Below are 23,494 nucleotides of genomic sequence, written 5' to 3'. Positions count from 1 at the left end.
GTGGATATCACAACAATTAAGTGGGAATACATCTTCAACTTGAAAACCGCCATTGAAAACTTTGGGTATGTGTTTTCGGGAATTGGTTATACCTTACTGATTTCTGGAATGGGGTTCCTATTTGGTTTAGTATGGGGATTCACGCTTGCTTTGATGCGCACTTCCCGCTTCTTCCTCTTCAATAAATTTGCAACACTTTATATTTCATTTATGCGGGGCACACCAACTTTGGTTTTACTGTTTATTTTATATTTTGGTTTTCCCTTTATCGGTGTTTATTTCGATGCAGTTCCGGCTGCCATTATTGGCTTCAGCTTGAGTTCATCAGCTTATATTGCCGAAATTATCCGTTCTGCCCTTGAAGCTATTGATTATGGCCAATGGGAAGCGGGTATGTCATTAGGACTACCAAGAAATAAAGTCTTGTTTAAAGTGATCGTGCCACAAGCTTTACGAATCGCTGTTCCTCCTTTATCTAATGTTATTTTAGATTTAGTAAAAAGCTCAGCGCTGGCTGCTATGATTACGGTACCCGATATTTTCCAAAATGCTAAAATTGTCGGTGGCCGCGAAAATGATTATATGACAATGTATATTCTCGTTGCACTCATTTATTGGGCAATTTGTTCCCTTTACGAAGTGCTTCAACGAAAATTAGAAAAACAATTTGGCTCATACTAGCATTTTTATGCTATGATGAAAAACGGAACAATGGGAATTGTATTATTCCTTTTGTTACCCTCACACGAAACGGGCTCAAACAAATGTCTGAGCCCTTTCTCTGGTATTCACTTGTGATTGTATTCACTATTTTCTAGCTCGAGTAGCGACTGTTTGACATCTACCCCGCCACCATAACCGACTAGAGAACCATTTTTCCCAATAACTCTATGACAAGGTGTGACAATCGAAATTGGATTGCGGTTATTGGCGCCACCTACCGCCCGAACCGCCTTTGGATTACCGATAGCAATCGCAATGTCTTGATAGGATCGGACCTGTCCATAAGGAATATCACGAAGAGCTTGCCAAACCTGTTCTTGAAAAACCGTCCCGTTTGTATCTAGAGGTAAATTAAATTGCGTAAGTTCCCCTTTAAAATAGTCCGTGATTTGACGCTCTGTTTCCATTAATAATGGGGTTGATATTCTTTCCATTCTTGCTATTATAGAAGAAATGTTATCGAAATCTTTCACATGCTCTAAGCATGAAAGTCCTTTTCCACTATCTACTGCTAAGTACGGACCAATCGGGCTGTTGATGATCTGATAAAACATAGATAACCACCTCTCTTTTCAGTCATTGTATCACGATTTGTCTAGCTAAGCTTTTAATATATAGGAGTCTGTTATATGAAAAAAATACTATTTGTTATTGCTGGATCACTTTCTTTGGGAGTTGGCTCAATCGGTGTCCTCCTGCCCGTTTTACCAACCACACCCTTTCTATTATTGAGTGCCTTTTGCTTTGCTAGAGGGTCTCAAAAATTTGAAGTTTGGTTGAAAGGTACGCGTTTATATCAACATTATGTAGCCGATTATATGGAAACAAAAACCATCCCCAAAGATAGAAAATGGAAAATCCTCTTCAATATCTATCTACTTATGGCTTTTTCTATTTACATTGTGCCATTAACCATTATTAAAATTCTATTGAGTTTACTAACAGTCTTTATTAGCTGCTATTTATTTTTTGTTATTCCCAATACAGCTGAATAAACCAGTTGAGAGAGTCGCTTGACTTTCTCAACTGGTTTTTTTGCTCACTGAAGGACTTTTCATCTTAAATTGCCCCATAAATCTTCACTTTTTATTCATATTTGTCTTTTATAATTGTTTTGAATCAAAGCTAATGTACTAAAAGGAATGAACCGATGACAAAAGAAATCATATTAGAAGAGATATGGCAGATGATGAAAACCATTCATGATGCCAAAAAATGGGTGGTATCTCCTTTTTCCAAGGAATTAGGCATTACGCCTTTGCAACTACAGGCTATGATTGAAATTCAAGAGAGTGGTGAGTTGTCGTTGAATCAACTGGCTGCTGCATTAGATGCCAATAGTGGTAATACATCAACCATGTGTAAAAAAATGGAAAAAAACGGTTTTCTGGTTCGCCAGCGCCGTGAGGATGATGAGCGCTTTATATCACTTTTTTTAACAGAAAAAGGTGAAACGGTCTTGACTGATCTGGATCGTCGGATTGAAGAAACTTATCAACCTATTTTTCATGGTGTATCTGAAGATAGTTTGGTGCAAATTTACCAAGGTACCCAAGCGTTAAAAGATGTGATGCTACAAATTAATAAGCAGAAACGAGAGGATTGAATCTATGCCCCAAGATAACAATAAGCCCAATATGAACTTCCCTTTTCAAAACAACTCAAACAACCGTAAGCCACTCATTTATTACTTTTTGATTATTTTTTCGGTCATTACCATTTGGAATGTTTTCTTATATCCGAGCATTGAAAACCGCCAAGTTCAGGAAGTGCCTTACAGCGAATTCCTGACTAAAGTTGACCGCGGTGATGTGAGTGAAGTAAAATTCGAATCCAATAAAATTATTTTCGTAGCAGAGGATGAGAATAACGAGCGCCAAGTATTCAATACCGGTGCTTTAAATGATCCTGATTTAATTAATCGTTTGGAGAATAATAATGTAGTTTTTGCGACAGACATTCCGACTGAAGCATCACCTATTCTATCTTTCCTTCTGTCATGGATTCTTCCTTTCGCCTTTATTTGGGGACTGGGAAGCTTACTTTCTCGCCAAATGATGAAGAAAATGAGCGGTGGTGGATCTGGTAGTGCGCTAGCTTTTGGAAAATCAAATGCCAAAGTCTATGTTAAAGCTGGCGATTCGAAAACGTTCGACGATGTAGCCGGCCAAGATGAAGCCAAAGAAGCCCTCAGCGAAATTGTCGACTACTTGCATCAGCCTAAGAAATATCAAGCCATTGGTGCCAAAAATCCAAAGGGCGTGCTCTTAGTTGGGCCTCCGGGAACAGGGAAAACATTGCTGGCACAAGCGGTTGCCGGTGAAGCCGATGTTCCTTTCTTCAGTATTTCAGGCTCTGAATTCGTGGAGATGTTTGTGGGACGAGGTGCTGCTAAAGTTCGTGATCTCTTTAAGGAAGCTAACGAAAAAGCGCCATGTATTGTCTTTATTGACGAGATTGATACCATTGGGAAAAAAAGAGATGGTGGCGGATTTAGCGGTAACGACGAGCGTGAGCAAACACTCAACCAGTTATTAGCTGAGATGGATGGCTTTGAAGAAAATAAGGGTGTTGTGATTTTAGCAGCAACTAACCGTCCTGAATCTTTAGACGCTGCCCTTCTACGTCCAGGTCGCTTTGACAGACGTGTGCCTGTTGAACTACCAGATTTAGCTGGTCGTGAAGCCATTTTGAAAGTCCATGCTAAAAAGTACCAATTAGATAGTGAGATCGACTTTAATACGATTGCTCGTGCAACAAGCGGTGCTTCTGGTGCTGAAATTGCGAATATTATTAATGAAGCAGCCTTGCGTGCTGTTCGCGAAGGCCGCCGAAAAGTTAGCCAAATGGATTTAGAAGAATCTGTTGAAACAGTTATTGCTGGTTACCAACGAAAGAGTGCTGTTATTTCGCCAAAAGAAAAAGAAATTGTTTCTTATCATGAAATTGGTCACGCCCTCGTTGCTGCTAAACAGTTGCACTCAGCACCGGTTCATAAAATTACCATTATTCCACGGACATCTGGCGCGTTAGGTTACACCATGCAAATTGAAGAAGGCGAAAAAACGCTGATGAGTAAGGAAGAACTCTACAACAAACTGGTTACACTAGCTGGTGGACGTGTGGCAGAAGAAATTATCTTCGGCAGCAAGTCAACCGGAGCATCCAATGACATTGAACAAATGACCAAGATAGCCCGTGCTATGATTAGCCGCTATGGAATGAGTGACACCTTTGGCATGATGCAAATCGAAACGCAAAGCAACCAATATTTAGGTGGCGATACTAGTCTGACTGTTTCAGCTGGAACTGCGGAGCGCGTCGATCAAGAAGTGATGGCTCTCATTAAATCGGCTCATCAAGAAGCTGACGAAATTCTAAGTGCTAACATTGATAAGCTCCATGAGCTTTCTCACCAACTTTTAGTCAAAGAAACCATGACAGGCCAAGAATTTATGGCTATCCTCAACGAAACAACCATTTAGACGAAGCTGATTTTAATGGGCTAAATCTTACTCGAACCCCCAAAAACCCGCCAGTGCCATAAAGGCACTGACGGGTTTTTGCTTATTTAGGTGCTAATCGCCAATCCAGTCGCACTTCTTCTTCAAATAATAGAGAAGCAACGCCTGCTTTTTTGAAAGGAATGGCTTGTCCGGTCAATGTTTTGACCCATGAGCCGAGTATCGGTTCGTGACCCACACAAATGACGGCAAAGTGCTCATTTAATTGATTTAAGGCTTGTTTGAGTGCATCCAAATCACCGCTAGCAAGAAAATCTTTTTCAACAACTTGGTCTAGCTGCAATGCTTGTTGAAAAACAACCGCTGTTTGCTTAGCCCTTAATAAGGGACTCGTCCAAATGAGGTAGGGTTTCTTTTCCAAAATAGGCAATAAGGTTTGCATGAATTCTGCCAACTCAGCTTTTCCCTTGTCGGTGAGCAGGCGGTCAAAATCAGCTTTGCTAACTTCTCTATTTTCTGCCTTGCCGTGTCTGACTAAAATCAATTCGCCCTTCACAGCTATCACTCCTCCTATAAGTTCAGATCGTCGATTGCAGAAAGTGTCTCATCAATAGCTCGAACCACATCGGTCAACGAGCCTTCTTCAAATGGAGATTTAAGGTTAGCGCGTTTGACGATTTCCAAGAAACTTTCTGTTCCACCGATGTCACAAATCGCTAAGTAGTCTGACCAAGCTTCTGGATCCTTATCCACGATAGCGCGTTTCCAAAATTGGAAAGCTAAGACTTGCGCCAAAGTATAGTCAATGTAATAGAACGGTGTATCAAAAATATGCCCTTGTCTATACCACAACGTTCCTTGGTCCAAGAATGAATTTTCATCATAATTTTTATGAGGGTTGTACATTTTTTCGAGTTTGCGCCAAGTTGCTTTTCGTTCAGCAGGCGTCATCTCTGGTTTTTCATAAACCTCATGCTGGAAGTGGTCGACTAAAACACCGTATGGCAAGAATTGCAAAGCTCCTGATAAATGAGAAAACTTGTATTTTTCAGTCTCTTCTTTAAAGAACAATTCCATCCATGGATAAGTAAAGAATTCCATACTCATCGAATGAATTTCAGCACTTTCACTCGTTGGAAAAACGAGTTCATGTTGTTTAATCCAACGTGATTGAAATACTTGGAACGCATGCCCTGCTTCATGGGTGAGGACGTCAATATCTGCGCTCGTTCCGTTAAAGTTAGCAAAAATAAATGGTGAGTCATAACCCGGTATAAAGGTACAATAACCGCCACTCGACTTGCCTTCTTTGGTTTCTAAATCAAGCAAATCATGGTCATACATGTAATCGATAAAGTGGCCCGTTTCTGCCGACAATTCCTGATACATTTGGCGACCCATTTCCATAATATAGGCTGGGTCTCCTTTTGGTGTCGCATTGCCGTTAACAAATTCTAAACTCAAGTCATAGTATTTCAAGTCGTCAACACCAATTCGCTTAGCTTGTCGTTGGTACAGTTTATTGGTTACCGGCACAACTTCATTTAAGATTTGCTGGCGGTAAACTTGAACCATTTCACGGTCATAATCATAGCGTTCCATACGGATATAGCCTAGTTCTACAAAGTCTTTAAAGCCTAATTTTTTCGCAATTTGATCGCGGACTTTTACTAATTGATCATAAATATCATCAATAGTCGCTTCGTTTGCTTCAAAGAAACCAAAGGCTGCTTCAGCAGCTGCTTTACGAACTGAACGATCAGTCGATTGCTGATAAGGTCCTAGTTGCGATAAATTTAACGTTTTGCCATCGAACTCAATTTTTGCACTGGCAATCAATTTATTGTATTGGCTACTTAATTCATTTTCTTTTTGCAATAATTGAATGACTTGTGGGCTGAATATTTTTAATTTGTATTCGGCCATTTTAAAATATTGCTCTGGCAATACAGCTGTCAATTCATCGCGATAAGGAGACTCTAAGACAGCGCGGTAATAGTCGTTATTCACTTCTTCGTAAAGGGGTGAGTATTCATCCCAATAGTTGATTTCTTCTTCGTAAAAGCTATCCTGTGTGTCAATACTGTGTCTAATGTAAGCAATCTCGCCTTGTTGACTGAGTTCAGACATAAAGCGTGTCATTTCAATGACTCCGCTCACCGCTTCATCAGCTTCTTTAGCATGCTTGATATGGTTAATTGCCTTTTGGGCATTGGTTTTATAAGTTTCAAATTCAGGTCTGACATAAGCATATTCGGAAAATATCATGGAAAAATCTCCTCTTTATTTTATAGTGCCTTTATTATAGCACTAGTCTCTATATTACTCATTACTATCGATAAATAAAATACATTTCTACGACCTCTAAACGGTCATAATCGTGATATAATCTATTCAAATAAATTACATAAGGATGGGTATGATTATGATTTGGCAACTTGTCTCTCCAAAGGACCAACGGATTTATAAAATCATTGAGCTTTTATTTGATTCTGACCAAACTGTAACCATTAACACAATTGCTAAAGAAACTAATTCGTCAATTCGAACCATTAAGTACGAATTAACAGATTTAAAAAAATTTCTATCAGTCTATAATGGTCGTCTGATTTCTTCTTTTGACGGCATTATAATGGAATTACCTGCCCATATTGGTATCGATGTTTTCTAACGGTCGATTTTTAAAACATCGCCAGCTGCTTTTCAACTTTTAGAACTTATTTTTTAAATGACAACTATACATCCAGTGAACTTGAAGAATTATGGTTTATTTCAATGAGTTTTCTTATTGGAAATACTTACTAAAATTACAAAATCCTCTTGAACGAGAAAAAGAATCACTTCTTCGTCAAAGAGAGGTTACAGCGGTTGAAGAAATGATTAACGAGTTGACTTATTTATTTGACCTACCAACAAATAACTTTGTCTATCTACAAGTCGAATTAAACCAGGCACTTGACTTCTATAGTCAAAATCCCGTGGAAGTTATTCCACGCCCTACTTGCTCTTTCAACCAAAGGATTATGGCTTAATGGAAGAATTTAAGCACCAGTATCCTATTTTTTATCAAAAACAATTTGGTGTATATTCTACTTTCTAAGTGGTATATGCTATCAAAACATATGCATGAAAAATTTTCTCCATGTAAAATTTTACTTTATAGTCATTTTACTATGGAAAACACGCAAGGGTTGGCAGCAGAAATACAGTCGGAGATGGGACAGACTATCGCCATTAGTATTCATGATCCTCACTACATTGATTTAGATACGATTAAAGACTACGATTTCGACATTTTGGTTACTACCACTACCCTTGATTTCAATGCTCATCGTCCTATCTTTTATCTCTACCGAAAAGGAGCAACGTTAAACTTACATAAATTAAGAGAACTGGCAAATCAGGTTATTTCTGATAAAAAAATTGCCTATCGCGCTATGATTAAAGAACGGCAATCTCAATTAAAAAGCGGACAAGCTCACTGAGCTTATCCGCTTTTTGTTATTACTGCCACTCACCTGTAATTAAATCAAGTTGGAAAAGTGCTTTTCCTGTTGCATCATATTGGAAAATATGGACTAAGTTAGCATGCTCACCATCCGGCGAATCCATATAAAAATCATATTGGTAGACAAAATTAGAAGGTGTACTATCAATAACAAAGCTATACTCTTCTAGCTCATAAGTTTCTAAAATCAGCTGCAAACCTTCTTCTGCCGTCTCAGCAATATACCATGTTTTTACGACTTCTTCAGGAACAACTTCCTCTTCTTCACCGACATCTTTTTGGTGAATTTGATCGTAAGTTAATTCTTCTTCCGTACTTTCAACAACGACTGGCTGTTCTTCTATGCTAGCGTCATTTACTTCGTTTTTTTCTGGAATAATGACTTCTTCCAGAGCAGGCTCTACTACATCTTCAATAACACTCTCTTCAACCGTTTCTTCAATACTCTCTTTCACAATTACGATTTCGTTAACGGTTTCTACTTGAGGACTCAATAAGGTCGAACCAGCTGTTACTCCGGTAAACGGTGTTCCAGACAGCTGACTGCCAGTCATGAATGTTCCCAATAACGCAGCGATAAAGATCAACTTTTTCATAATGATTCCCCCTATCGGAATAATGAACTATCGTTTTTGTTATCATTCGTCCTTATAAGCCCCCTTTTTTAGAAAACGCTTCCAAAATAAAGTTAATTGAGATTGCGTTTCTCTTTATACTCCTATTATAAGCTATTTTCTCCTTTATGTCATTCTGATTACAACTGTTACGAAAGTATAACTGTCGAGTCGAGCTGACTTTTTTCTTCACTCGACAGATTTTAGGGAAAAAGTGTCGAGTGGGTATAAAATAATTAGCCAGTCGACATAAAAACTCAAAAACATGTCGACTGAATGAAAAAAAAGCTCCCACTCGACACTTTCAACAAAAAAATTGCTAGAAAGTTTAAAAACTTCCTAGCAACTTCTCCATTGTAAATCCACTCAAAGAATAGATGGTCCATTCGTTATTTGCGGTTGAAGTATCTTCGTGATAAGACAAGCTCTTATCCGATGCTAACGCGATATAACGTAAACTAAAACATTCCTGCCCTTGATTGACAAAGACTTCTAGAGAGCTTTCTTCCATAAATAGTCTGATTTCGGTTAAGGGTTCTCTCAACGTCACCCGCCTGCTTTCTTTTTCGCCAGTTCGCCAATTAGTCCGAGTCACGCTCAGTAATAGAATCCGTTTATGACCACCTGAAGCAATATAACGCCCCATGCTCTCGCCGGCATCGGTGATGACTCCGCCAAATAAAATAATGGCGTCCGCCTTTTGCCGACCCAAAGTATAAATATTTTCAATTTCCCTTTCCACACTCTGACTACTATTCATAATCACCAGTTGCATCTGCCGCTTCAATAACTCCTGATCAATCCCTTCTAAAATCGCATTAGAAGAATAAGAATCGAGGCGGGGAATAATTGTGCCGACAATATTTGTGCGCTTTGCTTTGAGGCTTTGGGCAAAGGTGTTAGGCGTATAACCTGTTTCTGCTACAATCGCATCCAGTTTGGCCTTTGTTTTTTACTAATTGATCCGCCATTCAAATAGCGCGATACCGTACTTTTGGCTACTCCTGCCATTTTCGCAATATCATTAATGGTTACCATATAGTCACCTCTTCAAGCATCTTTCAGCCACTATAGTCATTTCAACTGAAAGCTGTTCGATTCATCTTTATAATAATAACATTCACTTAATTCTTCACTCTCAAAAACAGTAAGCATGTGCTCAAAATCTTCTGCTAATGGGTAATTCAATAGCTCTCGGCGATTAATCCAATAGACTTCCCCTTCATCGGAAGCCGTTAAAGTACCACTATAATGATTTGTTTTATAAAACATCACCACATAACGGGCATCATCTCTATCTTGAAACTGCTTTACGCCACAAAGTTGGGGCTGTTGGATCGTCAAGCCCGTTTCTTCCTTGACTTCGCGAATAACGGAATCGACAAATGATTCTCCTTTTTCAACGTGTCCACCTGGAAATGTGATGCCAGGCCATTGCTTACTTTGTCGGTCTTGAATTAATATTCGCCCTTCTTTATCGTAAATCATGCACATATTAGTAAAAACCGCTGCTTCACTTCTCGCCATTTTTGCCTCCTGAATATTGATGGTACCAAGCTGGTATCACCGTTTTAAAATCATCATAATCTATTAATAGTTGCTCTGTCTTCTTCATCATTGTATCAATTTCTGTTTGAGAATACGAGAGTGCCCCTGGTAAAGAAGTGAATGCGGGACTCTCACTAGTGGGTTACTTAGTGTCATGACTTTCGCCTTATTTTTGTTTTAAGATTTTGGCTATTTGCATTACCCTCAACGATAAGTTTCCCATTTTGAATAAGTGTTTTTATTCGGCTCAAATAAAAGCTATCACTGAGTCCAATTTGATAGCCCATCAGCCTGCCAATAATATTCCCTATTGGAAAGAACGTTAGTGGAATTTGAGATTCAATCCACGAATCATAAAAATCCATCGGAACGGATAGGAGCTGACCATTAATGATGGTTCGCAAAGGTAAAGGATCACCTAGGAGTTCTTGCCATTGCTGAGAATAGTTGTTTTTTTCTACTGCCGTTAAGACTGTTTCAATCCGAGCAAGGTCAAAAAGCCTCTCTTGATTTACTTCTGACCATGTTAGATAGTGAAAAATCAACTCATCTTGTATGTCGGTTTTGGGTAATGCTACTACTGTTAAGGAGTGGTTATACTCAAGTAGCTCATCACATAAAAATGCCAAATGACAAAGATCCACAATACGATTTGATAGCCAAATACGTAGAGGATAGCCCTCTTTAGCATGTAATTTGATGTTAGCTAACTGTTTAGATTGATTGTCGAAATCTATCCACTTTGAATGAATGCCACTATTGATTAATCGCTCTTCTTTAAATACACCGTCGCTCAAAAAACCCATATCCAACTGTAAATCGAATACGTAGCTATCTTCATCGTTGCACACCCCACTTTCTTTTAAGTGGATAAAATCTGAGTAACTAAATACTATATTTATCATAAGCGACCTCCTTCAATCTTATTTAGTTTACCATTATCTTGTTGATAAAGACTAGCTCACTATTATTTAGGTAAACTAACAAACTTGATATTAATATTTAATAAAATCACTATTTTTCAATGTAACAATGTCTTTTTAGTTAGTTGACTTAGCTAACTAATCATGTCAGAATAGAATTATAAAATGTAAGGGTTACCATACAGAAGGTGAGTGGTGAATAAGTGAATACGAGCTTCTTTTTTTCCGACTTTTATAGAATTAGGTTTGAGTGAATAGAAACTCTTTTTCAGTATTTTATTCATTCGCTTCATTATTTTTTCCACAAAAAAAGAGATTGAGCGCACTCAATCTCCTTTTGATTATGATGCCATAAATCGTTTGAACTTACTAGAGCGATCATTTCGTTTAACTAGCCAAAGTGCATAAACAAGGGCTACGGTTGAGCCAATCCAAGCCATTGGATGGCTGAAAATAATCGCTTGGAAACCAAGTAATCCTGTTAAACTTAATGGAATAACGATTCGCATTATCATTTCCATAAAACCAGCGATTGTTGGGGCAACTGATTTCCCCATCCCCTGCAAGGTATAACGGAAAACAAATAAAATCGATAAGACTAAATAAAATAAAGCAGTCGCCTTAAAGTAGCGATCTACATAAGCTAGACTGTCACCGTTTTCGGCATTGAACAAGGCAACTGCCAGATGTTTACCGAAGAAGAAGAGTGAGCCTCCGACCAGCAAACTATAGGTTAAAGAAATAATGGTACTCGTTTTAACGCCTTGCCAGATTCGCTCAATTTGACCTGCCCCATAATTTTGAGCCGCATAAGTTGCTGTTGCCACACCAAAGGAGACAAGTGGCATAGTCGTCATTGATTCAATTTTCGCACCAATCGCATGCCCTTCAACAGCCATCGTTCCTAGTCCATTCAACTTAAGTTGCAGAATAATCGACCCAATCGAAATAATAGATGACTGAATTCCGATTGGCAAGCTGATATTCAGATGAAGTTTAATTTCTCTTTTATCTAGTTTAAAATCATGGCGATTTAAGCGGAAAACCGCTACTTTTTTCATTAAGTAAAGTTGGCATAAGAGGCCGCTAATAAATTGCGATAAAATTGTCGCAATGGCTACACCCATTACTCCCATTGGAATGACTAGAATAAAGAGAAAATCAAAGGCAATATTTAATACTTGCGATAGTGTGATAAAAAATAACAGCTGTGTCGTGCTGCCCATCGAACGAAGAGCATTTACTAAAACGCTGTAATACATCAAAACCGCTAAACCTAACATGACAGTGATGAAATAACGATGACCATCAGCATAAAAAGCCTCAGGGATATTGATTGCTTTTAAAATAAAGTCGGCGACACCCATACTAGCTGCTGTTAATACTGCGACAAACGCGAGTGAAATCCACATGCTTGCCACAAAGCTGCTATGAATCCGTTCATCATTACGCGTACCAAAGCGCTGAGCCAATATTAAAGACAACCCTGATGCCACCCCTAATATAAAACCTTGGACAAAGGCAACTAAACCTGTCACAGCACCGATAGCTCCTAAAGCACCTAGGCCCAGTGTCCTTCCCACAATGACGGTATCAATCAAACTATATAATTGCGAAACAATATTTCCTAATAATAAAGGAATGGTAAAGCGAATAATCAATTTCAAGGGATTCCCAGTTGTCATATCTGCCATTTATCAGTTGTCTCCATTTACTTATTATTTATGATTGCGAATTCATTTTACTACAACTTAGATAGAATGGAAGAATTATCACTTCTTTTATTTATTTTATATGGAATCTGTCGAGTGAAGCTAAAAAATCAGCTGACTCGACAGTCTAGCACCAAAAAAAATACTCCAAGGCCATTTTAAAGGTCCTGAAGTATTTTTAATGATTAGCTTAATAGGCTTGCTGCAGCTTTGTCTACAATAACAACAACGTTATCGTGGTTTTGTAGAATACTTGCTGGAACGTCTGTTGTGATTGGTCCTTCAACCATTGCCTTGATGATTTCTGCTTTGCTTTCACCAAAGGCAAGCAATAAAATTTGCTTGGCACTCATAATAGATTTAATTCCCATACTGTAGGCTTTCGTAGGTACGTCCTCTACAGATTCAAAGAAGCGTTTGTTTGCTTCAATTGTAGAAGTTGTTAGATCGACAAGCGCTGTTTTGCCCTCAAAGTCTGATCCTGGTTCATTAAAGCCAATATGGCCATTTACGCCGATTCCCAACAACTGTAAATCAATTGGGTTTTCCGCAATAATTTGGTCATAGCGTGCTGTTTCTTCGTCGACATTTTCATTTAGACCATTTGGTAAGTAATTGTGTTTGAATGGTTTCTCATTAAATAAATGTTGTTCCATGAAATAACGGTAACTTTGTGGGTGAGAGCCGCTTAGGCCGTAATACTCATCTAAGTTAATGGATGTTGCTTGAGTAAAGTCAATGTCAGATTGAGTCATCATCTCATATAGTTTTTCCGGTGTTGAACCTGTCGCCAATCCGAATACGCTAGCACCTTTCCCTAAAGCTTCTCCAAAATAATCAAAAGCTTTTGCTGATGCTTCTGCAGCTGTATCGAAAACTAAAACTTTCATTGTATAACCTCCACTAAGTGTAATGGCTTTATTTTAGCACAACTTCTCTACCGCTGACCACTTAAATATGAGTTTTTTCGATTGATTGGTCGCGCTTTAACAGCCAACGACTAATGAGAAAAGAAACCAGTACGCTCATGAGGACACCGCTCACAACAGCCAAATGGTTGCCCTTTGCGGTCATGCCTAGTAAAGCAATAATTGATCCTGGTGCTGCCGCCCCACTAAGTCCTGCATCCATCAGCTGAAAAACAAGTGTCCCGGAAACACCTCCTGAAATAACTGCTAAAAATAAGAGTGGTTTCATCAACACATATGGAAAGTAAATCTCGTGGATACCGCCAATAAAATGAATCAGTATCGCCCCTGGCGCCGATGCTTTAGCTTCTTTGTGACCATAAAACAGGTAAGCCAACAAGACGCCTAGGCCCGGTCCCGGGTTTGTTTCTAATAGAAAAAGAATGGATTTACCATTTTCCGTAACTTGCTGAATGCCTAGTGGTGTTAAAATGCCGTGATTGATTGCGCTGTTTAGGAAAAGGACTTTGGCAGGTTCAATCGCGACATTTGCTAAGGCCAGTAAATGTCGGTCAATCATGGCTTCTACGCCAGCCGCAAAGACTGCTGTTAGCGAAGCAATAGCTGGTCCAATAAGATAAAAGCCAGCGATGGTGAGTAAAAAGCCGATAATTCCCGCTGAAAAATTACTCACCAAAACTTCTAGAGCTTCAGGGACTTTTTTCCCAAAGCGTTCGTCAAACTGTTTAATTAAGAAGCCACCTAGAGGACCAAGAATCATCGCCCCAATAAACATGGGTACTGACGACGCCACTATTCCTCCCATAGCTGCAATCGTACCAACAACCGCACCTCTGTGGCCATAAATCATTTTCCCACCACTATAAGCAATTAAGAGCGGCAATAAAAAGAGCTGCATTGGCTCAACAATTTGGTTGAGCTCAGGATTGGGTAGCCACCCACTAGGTATAAATAAGGCTGTAATCAATCCCCATGCAATAAAAGCGCCAATATTCGGCATTACCATATCACTCAAGCGATTGCCGAGTTGTTGTAATTGATAAACTAAGCCATGTTGTTTGGCTTTTGATGTCGTCATTCCTCATCCTCCATTATCATTTGCCTCTATCTTAGCAGTTTATTCGTTATTACCAAGTCCCGCTTCTCGTTGTGGATGGATTTTAAGTCTTCTGCTCGTCTAATTGTTATTTGAGTGAATAGAAAGCTAGTTTCGACTCTCTACTTACTCATTCTCCATTCAAAAAAAGAGCGCCAGCTTCTGGGCGCTCTTTTTCATGATAGTGGCATTTGTTCCCTCTGACCTTGTCGGTAGACAACAACCTCTGTAACACCATGTTTTTTCAACAAGGCTTTACTTTTATCAAAATCTAGTTCTAAGTCTGCTGCTTGATGAGCATCAGATCCGAGTGTAAACAAGTGCCCTCCCAATGATTGATAAAGGGGAATGGCATAGTCATATAAATCAAAGTTGCCATAGCGGTACATGCTCTTTGAATTGAGTTCAAAGGCTAAGTCTGCTTTGATTGCCGCCACAAATAACGTCTCGAGTCGATCTTGGTATTTTTTCAATCCTTCAACAGTGAGTTGGTGAATACGTGTACCGTAGTCGAAGTGGGCGAGAATATTGGCTTGCGGAATGGCCGCGATAGCTTCTATCATTTGGTCAAAATAAGCGGCTATCGGATCCGCAACTGCTGCTTTAATACTCTCATCCATGTAGTCATCCTGGTTATTGTGATGGCAGCTGAGTAAAATGACCTCAAAGGGATAGGCAGCTAGCTTTTCTTGAATCTGATTTGCTAATCCTGGCGCGTAACCGACTTCTACACCTAATCGTAAAGTCACATCATACTTTTCTTTTAAATGGGCTTTTATTTTTAAAAGCTGGTCAAAATCGGGCACATCATCTTGAAAGGCAGTGACGGGATTGTTTAAGTCGAAATGGTCGGTTAAAACGAGTTCTTTGGTCGCTTCAGTTAAATAATTTTCCGGATTTTCATCACAATCAAAGGATAAATAAGAGTGAACATGTTGGTCATAAATGGTCATAGTCATCCTCCTCGCCTACCATTGATTAATGGTTTTTCTTACACGATAGTTTTGCTTGGTACCATGACGACTTGCGAGCTGAGCTTCAACATCAGATAGGTCAACGCCTTGATAGGCTAAAAGGACAAAAAGATGGTAAAGTAAATCGCTACTTTCGCTAACCAGTTCTTCCGCATCATTGTTTTTAGCAGCAATGACCGTTTCGGTTAGTTCTTCCCCGCATTTTTTTAGAATTTTATCGAGTCCCTCTTGTGCTAAATAAGCTGTATAAGAGCCTTCTTCTCGTTTTTCTAGCTTACTTTTTACCGTTTGAAAAAGCTGATTCAAGGAGAAGTCCGTTTGGTCAAAACAACTAGCCGTTCCCAAATGACAGGTTGGACCTGCTGGCTGGACTTGAATTAACAAAGCATCGGCGTCGCAATCTAAGCTCATACCTTTAACATATTGATAGTGTTGGCTCGTTTCTCCTTTTTTCCACAGGCGATTTTTAGTTCGTGAATAAAACCAAACAACATTGTCTTGAATCGTTAAACGATAGGCTTCTTCATTCATAAAGCCATTCATCAACACTTGCTTAGTGTTTACATCTTGGAGAATAGCCGAAATCAACCCATTGGCTTTCTCAAAATTAGGCTTTTTTGTTGGCAGAATCGCAATACCGCCTTCCACTAATCTGCTCTTTAAGTCACTAATCGTCACTGTACCGTTGTGGAAAATGGATGCTGCTAGGCCAGCTGAAATCGTGGTCTCTTCAAAAAGAGTCACAAAGTCATCAATCGAACCAGCGCCACCGCTAGCAATAATCGGTATGGAAACCACTTGGCTCGCTTGCTTTAAGAAGTCTAAATCAAAGCCATTTTGAACGCCGTCTCTGTCTTTATTCGTAATCAATAATTGACCAAAACCTAACTTTTCACATTCGATTAACCAGTCAAAAGCTTTCCAGTCTGTACGTTGATTGCCGCCGTGTGAATACACATAAAAATCGCCTTGCTCAGGGTCAAATTGAATATCCACAGCTGCGACCAATTTTTGGCTGCCGTATTTGGCTACTGCTTCAGTTACAAAACCTGGGTCTTTAAGCGCTGCTGTACCGATACTAACTGCGCTAGCACCTGCTGCTAAAATACGATCAATATCTGCCAACGTTTGGATACCGCCACCGACCGTTAATGGAATCGAAATCGCCTGTGCGGTTTTTTCAATCACATCTAGCATCAAGTCATGGCCATCTTGCGTTTTTGAAATATCAAGAAAAACTAATTCATCTGCCCCTGCTTGATCATAGGCTCTCGCAAGTTCAACCGGGTCTCCCATGTCTTTTAAATTAACAAAGTTAATCCCCTTTACAACTCGGCTATCTTTCACGTCTAAACATGGAATAATTCTTTTTATACTCATTTGATTCCCTCCCAAAAGGTTGCTTGATGACTCGCCTTTCCAACGACAGCTTGCGTAATGGATCGATTTGCTAGTTCTTGTAAATCTGCTTGATCTCGAATACCACCACTAGCAATCACTTGATGGCGCGTTTGCTTGCTGATGGCTTCTGTTTTTTCAAAATTAGGACCTTGATTCATACCGTCTTTATTAATGTCAGTATAAATAATTGCAGCAAGGTCCAAATCCTCTATTTGTTTTAAATAATCGGAAATAGTCCACCCACTATCTTCCGTCCAACCATTGATATAAATCTGGTCGTCTTTGGCATCCATACCGACAATAATTCGACCTGGATAGGCGGAAACCAGCTCCTTTAACCACTCCAAATCTGTAAAAGCCCGCGTGCCAATTATAAAATAATCGATCCCCACTTTCGCATAGTGGTCAATCGTCTCACGGTCTCTTAAGCCGCCACCAATTTGAAGGGGCAAGTGAGTGAGCTGTTTGAGTTGCGTAATCAAGTCCGTTTCAGTTGCCGCTTGATTCAAAGCGCCCATTAAATCCACAATGTGAATCCGTGCCACTTGCTTAAACTGGCTATAAAATTGGATCGCTTCTTGTGGCGTCCGCTTCATAGGCGTTTTACTATCGTAGTCTCCCTTAGTCAAGCGAACGTTTTGCCCATTAATCAGATCAATAGCTGGAATAATCTGAATCATTCAATCACTCCCTTAGAAGATGGAATGCCGCCATCAGTTGCTGCCAAAGCACGTTTCAAACTCTGTCCAAATGCTTTAAAAATAGCTTCAATTTCATGGTGGCTATTGCCACCTTTCAATAAGTCGATATGCAAGGTCATCCGGCTATTCATGGCTACTGCGGTAAAAAATTCCAATACTAATTCCGTATCAAACTGTCCTACCTTTTCTCTTGAAAAATCAGCTTGAAAATTCAAATAAGGTCTGCCCGATAAATCTAGTGCTACCCGAGCTAAGGATTCATCCATCGGAATGTAAAAAGAACCATAGCGTTCATAGGATGCCTTTGATTTATACAAGTCACGAATCGCTTGTCCTAATAAAATCCCAACATCTTCCACTGTGTGATGAAAATCAACCTCTAAATCCCCATCCGCTTCTACTTCTACATACAACTGAGAGTGAAAAGCAAATAAGGTGAGCATATGGTCAAAAAAGCCAATACCTGTTTGAATCTTGCTCTCTCCACCTTTATTTTCTGCCAAGGCCAGTGCAATTCGAGTCTCCAATGTTTTTCTTTCTTTACGAATCAATCTGTTCACTCCATTCTCTTAAGGCTTGTTCAAAGCCATCATAGTCTTCTAGGGCAATAATGGAATAGCGCACGGCCTGCTTTAACAAAGCTTCGTCGTACTGACGTGCTTGATAGCCCCTTTCCAATAAAAAGGCTGCTAATTCCGGTGCTCGTTCGCCGTAAGTAAAGATAAAATTACTTTTTGATGGGACAATTGTTAGCCACTTATCCACCGTTTTTAAGGCTGCTTCCAAACGCTGTTTAGACTGCTGTTGATAGGCTATAAAATCATTCAAATGATCATCATCACTGAATAGCTCATTGGCCAAATTCAAGGACACCGAATTAACCGGATAAGGATGGTTGAAGCGCGTCAGTTGCTCAAATGTCGCTTCCTCTGCAATCGCAATCCCGATGCGAAGGCCAGCTAAACCGTATATCTTGCTAAGCGTTCGAACGATAATCACATGTGCCCCTGTCGGCCGCTGATAGTCTGGCGCAAACTCCCCGTATGCCTCGTCAATGACTAAGTAGCCATCCACTGCTGCCATGGCAGCTGCTAACCGCTCTAATTCAGATTCGGTAAATAAGCGACCCGTCGGATTATGTGGATTCGAAATTAAAAATAAAGACGGTCGGTACGCTTGAATATCGCGCTCAATATCATCAAAATCGAACTGAAAGTCTGCTCGGCAAGCAATTTGGTGAAACGGAACCGCCACTTGTTGGCTGTAAACTTGGTACATAACAAAATCAGGATTTAGAGTCATAACACCATTTTGGCCAAACGTTAAGATAAATTTCTGTAACCATTCATCTGATCCATTCGCTAATTCGATATAGTCCGGTGAAAATTGATTGCGTTTCGCATACAAACGCTTAAAGGTTTTTATTTCTTCTTCTGGGTAAAGATTAAAGCTAGTCGCTTTCACTGCTCGTTCGATTTGCCCATCGGTTAAGGGTAAAATGGGACTCGTATTGCGATCCATAGTCACAATCCTTTGCTTAGTCATTTGGTTTCCCCTTTCTAATGGCTAATGATTGGTAGTGAGCATCTAATCCTTCTTTGGCAGCAATCGTTTCTGCCGCACCAACGATGGTTTGATAGGTTGTTTCAGTTAAGGAAATAACCGCATGGCTTGTTAAAAAGTCATTTACATTCAAACCGTGACTAAAGCGAGCGGTTCGATTGGTCGGTAACACATGAGAGGGCCCTGCGGCATAATCACCAATGGCTTCTGGTGAATAATGCCCTTCAAAAACAGCTCCCGCATAGTTGATAGCAGCAATAATAGCAGCTGAATCTTGGTGCTGAATGGATACATGCTCTGGTGCAATCTGATTTAGGACCGCAATGAGATTGTCGCGCTTATCCACAATGCCATAATGGTTGTTTTTAAGTGACAAGCTTATGATGTCGGCGCGTACTTGCTTAGCTAGCTGGTCTTGTATTTTTTCTTCTAGTTGTTGAAGAAGGTGTTCTGATTCTGTTAGGACGAAGGTTCTGGCATTGGCATCGTGCTCAGCTTGGGCGAAAACATCAGTTACGACCGCATCCAAATCGGCGGTTTCATCGATATAGAGTAAAATTTCGCTTGGACCGGCAATCATATCAATTCCCACTTGACCGAAAACTAAGCGTTTAGCTAAGGCCACATAGGCATTTCCAGGACCAACGATTTTATCAACTTTGGGAACGGTCTCGGTTCCATAAGCAAGAGCAGCAATAGCCTGTGCCCCACCGACTGTATAAACATTCTCCACACCGCATAAGTAAAGGGTAGCAAAAGTAATATTGTTGTCGCTAAAGGTTGGTGTGACAACATGAATTTCGCTAACTCCTGCTACAAGCGCAGGCACAACCGTCATCAACACGCTGGACGGATAAAGCGCCGTTCCACCTGGCACATAAACACCAACTTTCTCAAGGGGCCGGTAAACGTATCGGAACTCGCCCAGTGACTTGTCTTGATACTTGATGGCAGTTTCATAAGCTTCGATACGAGCTTTAATCGTTTCAAGGGATGCTTTTACTTGCGGTTCTAGCGTATCATAACTCGCTTTTAACTTTTCCACAGGTACCTTTAGACTTGTTAAGGTTTGTTGATCAAATTGCTGGCTGTAGGTTTTTAGGGCTTCATCTTTGTTTTCTCTAACCTCTTTTAAAATAGCCACCACATCATCGTAGTAGTCAAAGCTTTGTGAGACTTCCTTTTTTTGGAAGAGGGTTAAAAATTCTTGGGCGTTCATTTAATCACTCCAATTTCATTTAAAAAGTCATAAATTTCATTTTCTCGTGTGTAAAAGGTCTGCTTATTTGTTATCAATCGTCCGTGAATATCGAGAATTTTTTCATAAACGACTAGTCCATTATCACGGAGGGTATTGCCACTTTGGACGATATCCACAATCCCATCAGCTAGTCCTAATAGTGGTGCCAGTTCTACCGAACCGTGCAAGTGAATCAACTCAACGTCTTGCTTTTTCTCTTTAAAGTAACGAGCTGAAATATTGGTATATTTGGAAGCTACTGTTTTGAAGTGCTTAATACCGGGCGGTCCCGCTAAGGCAAAGTAACACTCACCGAAGGGTAATTGAGAGACGTTCAAAATATTGAATGTGTCCTCCATGATGATATCTGAGCCGACGATACCGATATCGGCTATCCCGTTCTCCACATAAGTCGGTACATCTGGCCCCTTAGCAAAAACAAATTTGATGTTATCAATTTCAATAAAGAGCGCTCTATTTTGATTTTTTAAGACATCTAAATAATGAGGCAAGCCTTGATGGTCTAAGTAGCTGATAAAATCATCCAGTAACCGTCCTTTACTTAAGGCAACTGTTATCATAATAACCCTCCATCCGACAGATTTAATGCAATACCGAATGCATTATTGTTGTATTTCCCACCACTCAACAAGGGATTAACGTAGTTCAAAAAGACTTGAAAATAAAAGCCATTGTAGTAAGTTTGCGGTGACCGAAACGACAAGTCTAAAATGACTTTTAACTTGTAGTCTTTAACGGTTTCCTTCACTGCTTTAATAAATTGCATTTCTTGGTGGTGCCCAAACTCTTCTTCCACTAATTGATATTGCTGGCTGACAGGGACTGCCATCAATTGATAGATACGGTGATCCTTTCCTAGTTCCTTTCTTAGTTCAGATAAGTTTTTTTCATAAATGAGTTGCTTGATGCTGTCATCTAGTTTGTATTTTTCTAAATACAAATCTAGTAAGAAGTCATTGTTAACAACCATTGAATGCATAGGTTTCCTTGTATTATCAGCAACAAAAGAAAGATGGAGCATCAAGCTTGCTATAATCTCTGCTTGGCTAGCATCATATAATTCAACGCCTGCTTGATTAAAGGATTGATAATCGCGAATAACGGGACCAAAATAACCAAATAGCCGTTCTTCTAGTAGAAAGTTTTCATTATAGTTCAAGAGTGTTCTTGTCCAGTCACTCCTAATGGCAAACATCTGCTCATTACGTTCAAAGAGAATACTGGATGGTTGGAAATGTTTATCCTTCAAATGGAAGGGCTCAATCATATTTAAATCGATCAAGCGGTAGCCATTTTGGTCGAGACGGTTCATATAGTCATTAACAAGCTGGTATTGCTTTAATATCGTTTGATTGGTCATGCTTTCACCTCGTTTGCTTTATTACTCTACCACTTTACTCCAATAAAGTGTTAATATTAAAATAACATAACGGTTAGCAATAAACAATGTTTTTTACCGCTTTATTGTGGTAAAGTGAATAATGAGAGAGTTAGATATAAAAAAGGAGATTGTTGGAAAGATGAATCAATTTAAAGATCAGGAAATGGATGACTTGTTTGAAGGGATATTAGCGTTGGAAACTATAGAGGAATGCTACCAATTTTTCGTAGATTTATGCACAGCAAATGAATTGTTGTCAATGAAACAACGCCTACAAGTAGCTAAACTGATTCGCTCTGGTGAAACCTATACCCATATTCAAGAAAAAACGGGTTCATCTTCAACAACGATTTCACGTGTGAAACGGTGTTTAGATTACGGTGAGAATGGCTACCATTTGGTGTTAGACCGTGTGGATGCAGATATTAAATAAGAAAAGCGGACAAGTCCGCCTTGGCCTATGAAAAAATAGGAAATTTGACCCTGAATTGTCAGGAGACTTCACGCTTCAGCGGGTTAGTCGAATGATATGCGTTAGCGAGCAGCGAAGCGCGCAATGGGGCAAATTTATCTTTTTTTCACTAGGTCAGGACTTGGGAGCTAGACATTGATGGCTGAACTTATAATCCCCTAGTCTATAAAAAAGGAAGCTGCTAGGATAATTATCCTAGTAGCTTCCTTTTTTATTTGAGAATAATTGCTTAATCTGTCGAGTAAGAGTGATTTTATTTCCCAGTCGACAGTTTCAGCCGTTATTTTTTTCTAAAATAAGTAAGTTTCTAAATCAAGGGGATAAACAGATTGATCACCATTGAAGACGCGCATGTTACCGCCTGATAATTCATCAATTAGAATAACTTCGCCAGTTTCAGCAGAACGACCAAACTCTAACTTAATATCGTATAGGTCTAATCCTTTAGCCGCTAATTCTTCTTTAATAAGTGTTGAAATTTGAATGGTTTTTTCTTTAATAATGTGGTATTCGTCTTCTTTTAAGATACCTAACAAATTAAGGGCATCTTCACTGATAACTGGATCTTGACGGTCATCATCTTTGATAGTGACTTCCACATAGCTAGCTAGTGGCTCGCCAGATTCAATGTAGGCACCATAGCGACGAATAAAACTACCAAATGCTCTGAAACGGCAAATGACTTCAAGTCCTTGACCAAAGACGGTTGCTTTTTTTACATCCATCGTCTTTTCATCCAAGTCTGCTGCTAAGTAATGTGTCGCAATACCGTTTGCTTCTAAGTGTTCAAAAAAGTACTGACTGACTGCTAAACCTGATCGTCCTGATCCATCAACTGTTAAGCCAACTTGATTTTCACCTGGATCAAAAACACCATCTTTCCCTGTCATATCATCCTTAAAAAACAAACGAATGTTGCCGTCTTCCTTAGCATAAACATCTTTGGTTTTACCTTGATAAATGCGTTCCATTGGGCACCTCATTTTCATTTTGATAAATAGATACTATCACATTTTGTTCGTTTTTTAAAGCTTAATTGAAAATAAATTAATCTATATTTAATTTAAAAATTCTAAAGACGAATGATTATTATTTTATATTTATCAATGTTTGGTTTTAAAGTTTTAGATATTTGGTTTCATTCATAATCTGCTGCTATTCATGCCTACGCTCTTCCTTTATTTGAATCTCTAGGTGACGACACTAGCCTTTTGGTTAATGTCC

26 protein-coding genes and 1 pseudogene are annotated in these 23,494 nt (G+C 39.4%); 7 read left to right on the top strand and 20 right to left on the bottom strand.

Annotated elements, in window-relative coordinates; translation table 11 throughout:
- Positions 1-6 precede the first annotated feature (6 nt).
- Positions 7-681, top strand: coding sequence for an amino acid ABC transporter permease (locus tag G7057_RS07850; RefSeq protein ID WP_166164163.1), 675 nt, complete (start codon positions 7-9; stop codon positions 679-681).
- Between the two features lie 107 nt (positions 682-788).
- On the opposite strand, the gene G7057_RS07845 is transcribed toward G7057_RS07850, so the two are convergent.
- Positions 789-1,277: a methylated-DNA--[protein]-cysteine S-methyltransferase gene (locus G7057_RS07845; protein ID WP_166162578.1), complete on the bottom strand. Its 489-nt coding sequence runs from the start codon at positions 1,275-1,277 to the stop codon at positions 789-791.
- A 75-nt stretch (positions 1,278-1,352) separates the two neighbouring features.
- Here G7057_RS07845 and G7057_RS07840 point away from each other — a divergent pair, with 75 nt between their 5' ends.
- The 3 genes from G7057_RS07840 to ftsH all read left to right on the top strand — a co-directional run bounded on the left by G7057_RS07840 (position 1,353) and on the right by ftsH (position 4,208).
- On the top strand, positions 1,353-1,718 hold the full coding sequence (locus tag G7057_RS07840) for a YbaN family protein (RefSeq protein ID WP_166162576.1): 366 nt from the start codon (positions 1,353-1,355) through the stop codon (positions 1,716-1,718).
- Positions 1,719-1,873: 155 nt separating this feature from the next.
- Positions 1,874-2,329, top strand: coding sequence for a MarR family winged helix-turn-helix transcriptional regulator (locus G7057_RS07835; RefSeq protein WP_166162574.1), 456 nt, complete (start codon positions 1,874-1,876; stop codon positions 2,327-2,329).
- A 4-nt stretch (positions 2,330-2,333) separates the two neighbouring features.
- Positions 2,334-4,208, top strand: a complete 1,875-nt coding sequence (gene ftsH / locus G7057_RS07830) for an ATP-dependent zinc metalloprotease FtsH (protein ID WP_166162572.1) — start codon at positions 2,334-2,336, stop codon at positions 4,206-4,208.
- A gap of 82 nt (positions 4,209-4,290) precedes the next feature.
- Here ftsH and G7057_RS07825 read toward each other — a convergent pair whose 3' ends face one another.
- Both G7057_RS07825 and G7057_RS07820 read right to left on the bottom strand, forming a co-directional pair.
- Complete coding sequence (locus G7057_RS07825; protein ID WP_166162570.1) at positions 4,291-4,743, bottom strand: SixA phosphatase family protein; 453 nt, start codon at positions 4,741-4,743, stop codon at positions 4,291-4,293.
- A 14-nt stretch (positions 4,744-4,757) separates the two neighbouring features.
- On the bottom strand, positions 4,758-6,455 hold the full coding sequence (locus G7057_RS07820; RefSeq protein WP_166162568.1) for a M3 family oligoendopeptidase: 1,698 nt from the start codon (positions 6,453-6,455) through the stop codon (positions 4,758-4,760).
- Between the two features lie 157 nt (positions 6,456-6,612).
- On the opposite strand from G7057_RS07820, the gene G7057_RS07815 reads away from it, so the two are divergent.
- Both G7057_RS07815 and G7057_RS07810 read left to right on the top strand, forming a co-directional pair.
- The gene (locus G7057_RS07815; RefSeq protein WP_166162566.1) at positions 6,613-6,858 is read left to right on the top strand and encodes an HTH domain-containing protein; all 246 of its coding nucleotides are present in this window, start codon (positions 6,613-6,615) and stop codon (positions 6,856-6,858) included.
- Between the two features lie 502 nt (positions 6,859-7,360).
- Positions 7,361-7,672 carry a hypothetical protein gene (locus tag G7057_RS07810; RefSeq protein WP_166162564.1) on the top strand — a complete coding sequence of 104 codons (312 nt, stop codon included), beginning with the start codon at positions 7,361-7,363 and terminating at the stop codon, positions 7,670-7,672.
- A gap of 19 nt (positions 7,673-7,691) precedes the next feature.
- Here G7057_RS07810 and G7057_RS07805 read toward each other — a convergent pair whose 3' ends face one another.
- The 16 genes and pseudogenes from G7057_RS07805 to G7057_RS07735 form a co-directional block, all read right to left on the bottom strand.
- The gene (locus G7057_RS07805) at positions 7,692-8,291 is read right to left on the bottom strand and encodes a hypothetical protein (RefSeq protein WP_166162562.1); all 600 of its coding nucleotides are present in this window, start codon (positions 8,289-8,291) and stop codon (positions 7,692-7,694) included.
- Positions 8,292-8,637: 346 nt separating this feature from the next.
- Complete coding sequence (locus G7057_RS11855; protein ID WP_227004580.1) at positions 8,638-9,084, bottom strand: type 1 periplasmic-binding domain-containing protein; 447 nt, start codon at positions 9,082-9,084, stop codon at positions 8,638-8,640.
- A gap of 146 nt (positions 9,085-9,230) precedes the next feature.
- A complete protein-coding gene (locus G7057_RS11850; RefSeq protein ID WP_227004579.1) occupies positions 9,231-9,347 on the bottom strand; it encodes a LacI family DNA-binding transcriptional regulator in 117 nt (38 codons plus the stop codon).
- A gap of 36 nt (positions 9,348-9,383) precedes the next feature.
- Complete coding sequence (locus tag G7057_RS07795; protein WP_076767147.1) at positions 9,384-9,836, bottom strand: 8-oxo-dGTP diphosphatase; 453 nt, start codon at positions 9,834-9,836, stop codon at positions 9,384-9,386.
- A gap of 173 nt (positions 9,837-10,009) precedes the next feature.
- A complete protein-coding gene (locus G7057_RS07790; RefSeq protein WP_166162560.1) occupies positions 10,010-10,762 on the bottom strand; it encodes a DUF3658 domain-containing protein in 753 nt (250 codons plus the stop codon).
- A 359-nt stretch (positions 10,763-11,121) separates the two neighbouring features.
- The gene (locus G7057_RS07785) at positions 11,122-12,474 is read right to left on the bottom strand and encodes an MATE family efflux transporter (protein ID WP_166162558.1); all 1,353 of its coding nucleotides are present in this window, start codon (positions 12,472-12,474) and stop codon (positions 11,122-11,124) included.
- A 203-nt stretch (positions 12,475-12,677) separates the two neighbouring features.
- Complete coding sequence (locus G7057_RS07780) at positions 12,678-13,382, bottom strand: glucosamine-6-phosphate deaminase (protein ID WP_166162556.1); 705 nt, start codon at positions 13,380-13,382, stop codon at positions 12,678-12,680.
- A gap of 82 nt (positions 13,383-13,464) precedes the next feature.
- Positions 13,465-14,499, bottom strand: a pseudogene (gene mtlA, locus G7057_RS07775) (mannitol-specific PTS transporter subunit IIC); the annotation flags it as partial.
- Positions 14,500-14,693: 194 nt separating this feature from the next.
- Positions 14,694-15,470: a PHP domain-containing protein gene (locus tag G7057_RS07770; RefSeq protein WP_166162552.1), complete on the bottom strand. Its 777-nt coding sequence runs from the start codon at positions 15,468-15,470 to the stop codon at positions 14,694-14,696.
- A gap of 15 nt (positions 15,471-15,485) precedes the next feature.
- Positions 15,486-16,871 carry an imidazole glycerol phosphate synthase subunit HisF gene (gene hisF, locus G7057_RS07765; protein WP_166162550.1) on the bottom strand — a complete coding sequence of 462 codons (1,386 nt, stop codon included), beginning with the start codon at positions 16,869-16,871 and terminating at the stop codon, positions 15,486-15,488.
- Positions 16,868-17,572, bottom strand: coding sequence for a 1-(5-phosphoribosyl)-5-[(5-phosphoribosylamino)methylideneamino]imidazole-4-carboxamide isomerase (gene hisA, locus G7057_RS07760; protein ID WP_166162548.1), 705 nt, complete (start codon positions 17,570-17,572; stop codon positions 16,868-16,870). The genes hisF and hisA overlap by 4 nt, the downstream gene beginning before the upstream one ends.
- Positions 17,569-18,144 (bottom strand): imidazoleglycerol-phosphate dehydratase HisB, encoded by a 576-nt coding sequence (gene hisB / locus G7057_RS07755; RefSeq protein ID WP_166162546.1) that lies wholly within the window; start codon positions 18,142-18,144, stop codon positions 17,569-17,571. The genes hisA and hisB overlap by 4 nt, the downstream gene beginning before the upstream one ends.
- Positions 18,134-19,138, bottom strand: coding sequence for a pyridoxal phosphate-dependent aminotransferase (locus G7057_RS07750; RefSeq protein WP_227004577.1), 1,005 nt, complete (start codon positions 19,136-19,138; stop codon positions 18,134-18,136). The genes hisB and G7057_RS07750 overlap by 11 nt, the downstream gene beginning before the upstream one ends.
- Positions 19,131-20,375 (bottom strand): histidinol dehydrogenase, encoded by a 1,245-nt coding sequence (gene hisD / locus G7057_RS07745; RefSeq protein WP_166162544.1) that lies wholly within the window; start codon positions 20,373-20,375, stop codon positions 19,131-19,133. Before hisD ends, G7057_RS07750 begins: the two co-directional genes overlap by 8 nt.
- On the bottom strand, positions 20,372-20,977 hold the full coding sequence (gene hisG, locus G7057_RS07740; RefSeq protein ID WP_166162542.1) for an ATP phosphoribosyltransferase: 606 nt from the start codon (positions 20,975-20,977) through the stop codon (positions 20,372-20,374). The genes hisD and hisG overlap by 4 nt, the downstream gene beginning before the upstream one ends.
- Positions 20,974-21,777 (bottom strand): ATP phosphoribosyltransferase regulatory subunit, encoded by an 804-nt coding sequence (locus G7057_RS07735; RefSeq protein ID WP_166162540.1) that lies wholly within the window; start codon positions 21,775-21,777, stop codon positions 20,974-20,976. The genes hisG and G7057_RS07735 overlap by 4 nt, the downstream gene beginning before the upstream one ends.
- A 160-nt stretch (positions 21,778-21,937) precedes the next feature.
- Between G7057_RS07735 and G7057_RS07730 the strand changes: the two genes are divergently transcribed.
- Positions 21,938-22,231 (top strand): YerC/YecD family TrpR-related protein, encoded by a 294-nt coding sequence (locus G7057_RS07730; RefSeq protein WP_227004576.1) that lies wholly within the window; start codon positions 21,938-21,940, stop codon positions 22,229-22,231.
- Positions 22,232-22,560: 329 nt separating this feature from the next.
- On the opposite strand, the gene G7057_RS07725 is transcribed toward G7057_RS07730, so the two are convergent.
- Positions 22,561-23,241, bottom strand: coding sequence for a phosphoribosylaminoimidazolesuccinocarboxamide synthase (locus G7057_RS07725; protein ID WP_076767175.1), 681 nt, complete (start codon positions 23,239-23,241; stop codon positions 22,561-22,563).
- Between the last annotated feature and the right edge of the window lie 253 nt (positions 23,242-23,494).

The organism is Jeotgalibaca arthritidis (genome assembly GCF_011100465.1).
In the GTDB taxonomy this organism is placed as follows: Bacteria; Bacillota; Bacilli; order Lactobacillales; family Aerococcaceae; genus Jeotgalibaca; species Jeotgalibaca arthritidis.
This window is presented reverse-complemented; position numbering and strand designations above follow the sequence as displayed.

Bases quoted from the DNA above. Each gene is read 5' to 3' on its own strand.
- G7057_RS07845 (WP_166162578.1), bottom strand. From the start codon at position 1,277: ATGTTTTATCAGATCATCAACAGCCCGATTGGTCCGTACTTAGCAGTA.
- G7057_RS07840 (WP_166162576.1), top strand. From the start codon at position 1,353: ATGAAAAAAATACTATTTGTTATTGCTGGATCACTTTCTTTGGGAGTT.
- G7057_RS07835 (WP_166162574.1), top strand. From the start codon at position 1,874: ATGACAAAAGAAATCATATTAGAAGAGATATGGCAGATGATGAAAACC.
- ftsH (WP_166162572.1), top strand. From the start codon at position 2,334: ATGCCCCAAGATAACAATAAGCCCAATATGAACTTCCCTTTTCAAAAC.
- G7057_RS07820 (WP_166162568.1), bottom strand. From the start codon at position 6,455: ATGATATTTTCCGAATATGCTTATGTCAGACCTGAATTTGAAACTTAT.
- G7057_RS07815 (WP_166162566.1), top strand. From the start codon at position 6,613: ATGATTTGGCAACTTGTCTCTCCAAAGGACCAACGGATTTATAAAATC.
- G7057_RS07810 (WP_166162564.1), top strand. From the start codon at position 7,361: ATGGAAAACACGCAAGGGTTGGCAGCAGAAATACAGTCGGAGATGGGA.
- G7057_RS07805 (WP_166162562.1), bottom strand. From the start codon at position 8,291: ATGAAAAAGTTGATCTTTATCGCTGCGTTATTGGGAACATTCATGACT.
- G7057_RS11855 (WP_227004580.1), bottom strand. From the start codon at position 9,084: ATGCAACTGGTGATTATGAATAGTAGTCAGAGTGTGGAAAGGGAAATT.
- G7057_RS11850 (WP_227004579.1), bottom strand. From the start codon at position 9,347: ATGGTAACCATTAATGATATTGCGAAAATGGCAGGAGTAGCCAAAAGT.
- G7057_RS07795 (WP_076767147.1), bottom strand. From the start codon at position 9,836: ATGGCGAGAAGTGAAGCAGCGGTTTTTACTAATATGTGCATGATTTAC.
- G7057_RS07790 (WP_166162560.1), bottom strand. From the start codon at position 10,762: ATGATAAATATAGTATTTAGTTACTCAGATTTTATCCACTTAAAAGAA.
- G7057_RS07785 (WP_166162558.1), bottom strand. From the start codon at position 12,474: ATGGCAGATATGACAACTGGGAATCCCTTGAAATTGATTATTCGCTTT.
- G7057_RS07780 (WP_166162556.1), bottom strand. From the start codon at position 13,382: ATGAAAGTTTTAGTTTTCGATACAGCTGCAGAAGCATCAGCAAAAGCT.
- G7057_RS07770 (WP_166162552.1), bottom strand. From the start codon at position 15,470: ATGACCATTTATGACCAACATGTTCACTCTTATTTATCCTTTGATTGT.
- hisF (WP_166162550.1), bottom strand. From the start codon at position 16,871: ATGAGTATAAAAAGAATTATTCCATGTTTAGACGTGAAAGATAGCCGA.
- hisA (WP_166162548.1), bottom strand. From the start codon at position 17,572: ATGATTCAGATTATTCCAGCTATTGATCTGATTAATGGGCAAAACGTT.
- G7057_RS07750 (WP_227004577.1), bottom strand. From the start codon at position 19,138: ATGACTAAGCAAAGGATTGTGACTATGGATCGCAATACGAGTCCCATT.
- hisD (WP_166162544.1), bottom strand. From the start codon at position 20,375: ATGAACGCCCAAGAATTTTTAACCCTCTTCCAAAAAAAGGAAGTCTCA.
- hisG (WP_166162542.1), bottom strand. From the start codon at position 20,977: ATGATAACAGTTGCCTTAAGTAAAGGACGGTTACTGGATGATTTTATC.
- G7057_RS07735 (WP_166162540.1), bottom strand. From the start codon at position 21,777: ATGACCAATCAAACGATATTAAAGCAATACCAGCTTGTTAATGACTAT.
- G7057_RS07730 (WP_227004576.1), top strand. From the start codon at position 21,938: ATGAATCAATTTAAAGATCAGGAAATGGATGACTTGTTTGAAGGGATA.
- G7057_RS07725 (WP_076767175.1), bottom strand. From the start codon at position 23,241: ATGGAACGCATTTATCAAGGTAAAACCAAAGATGTTTATGCTAAGGAA.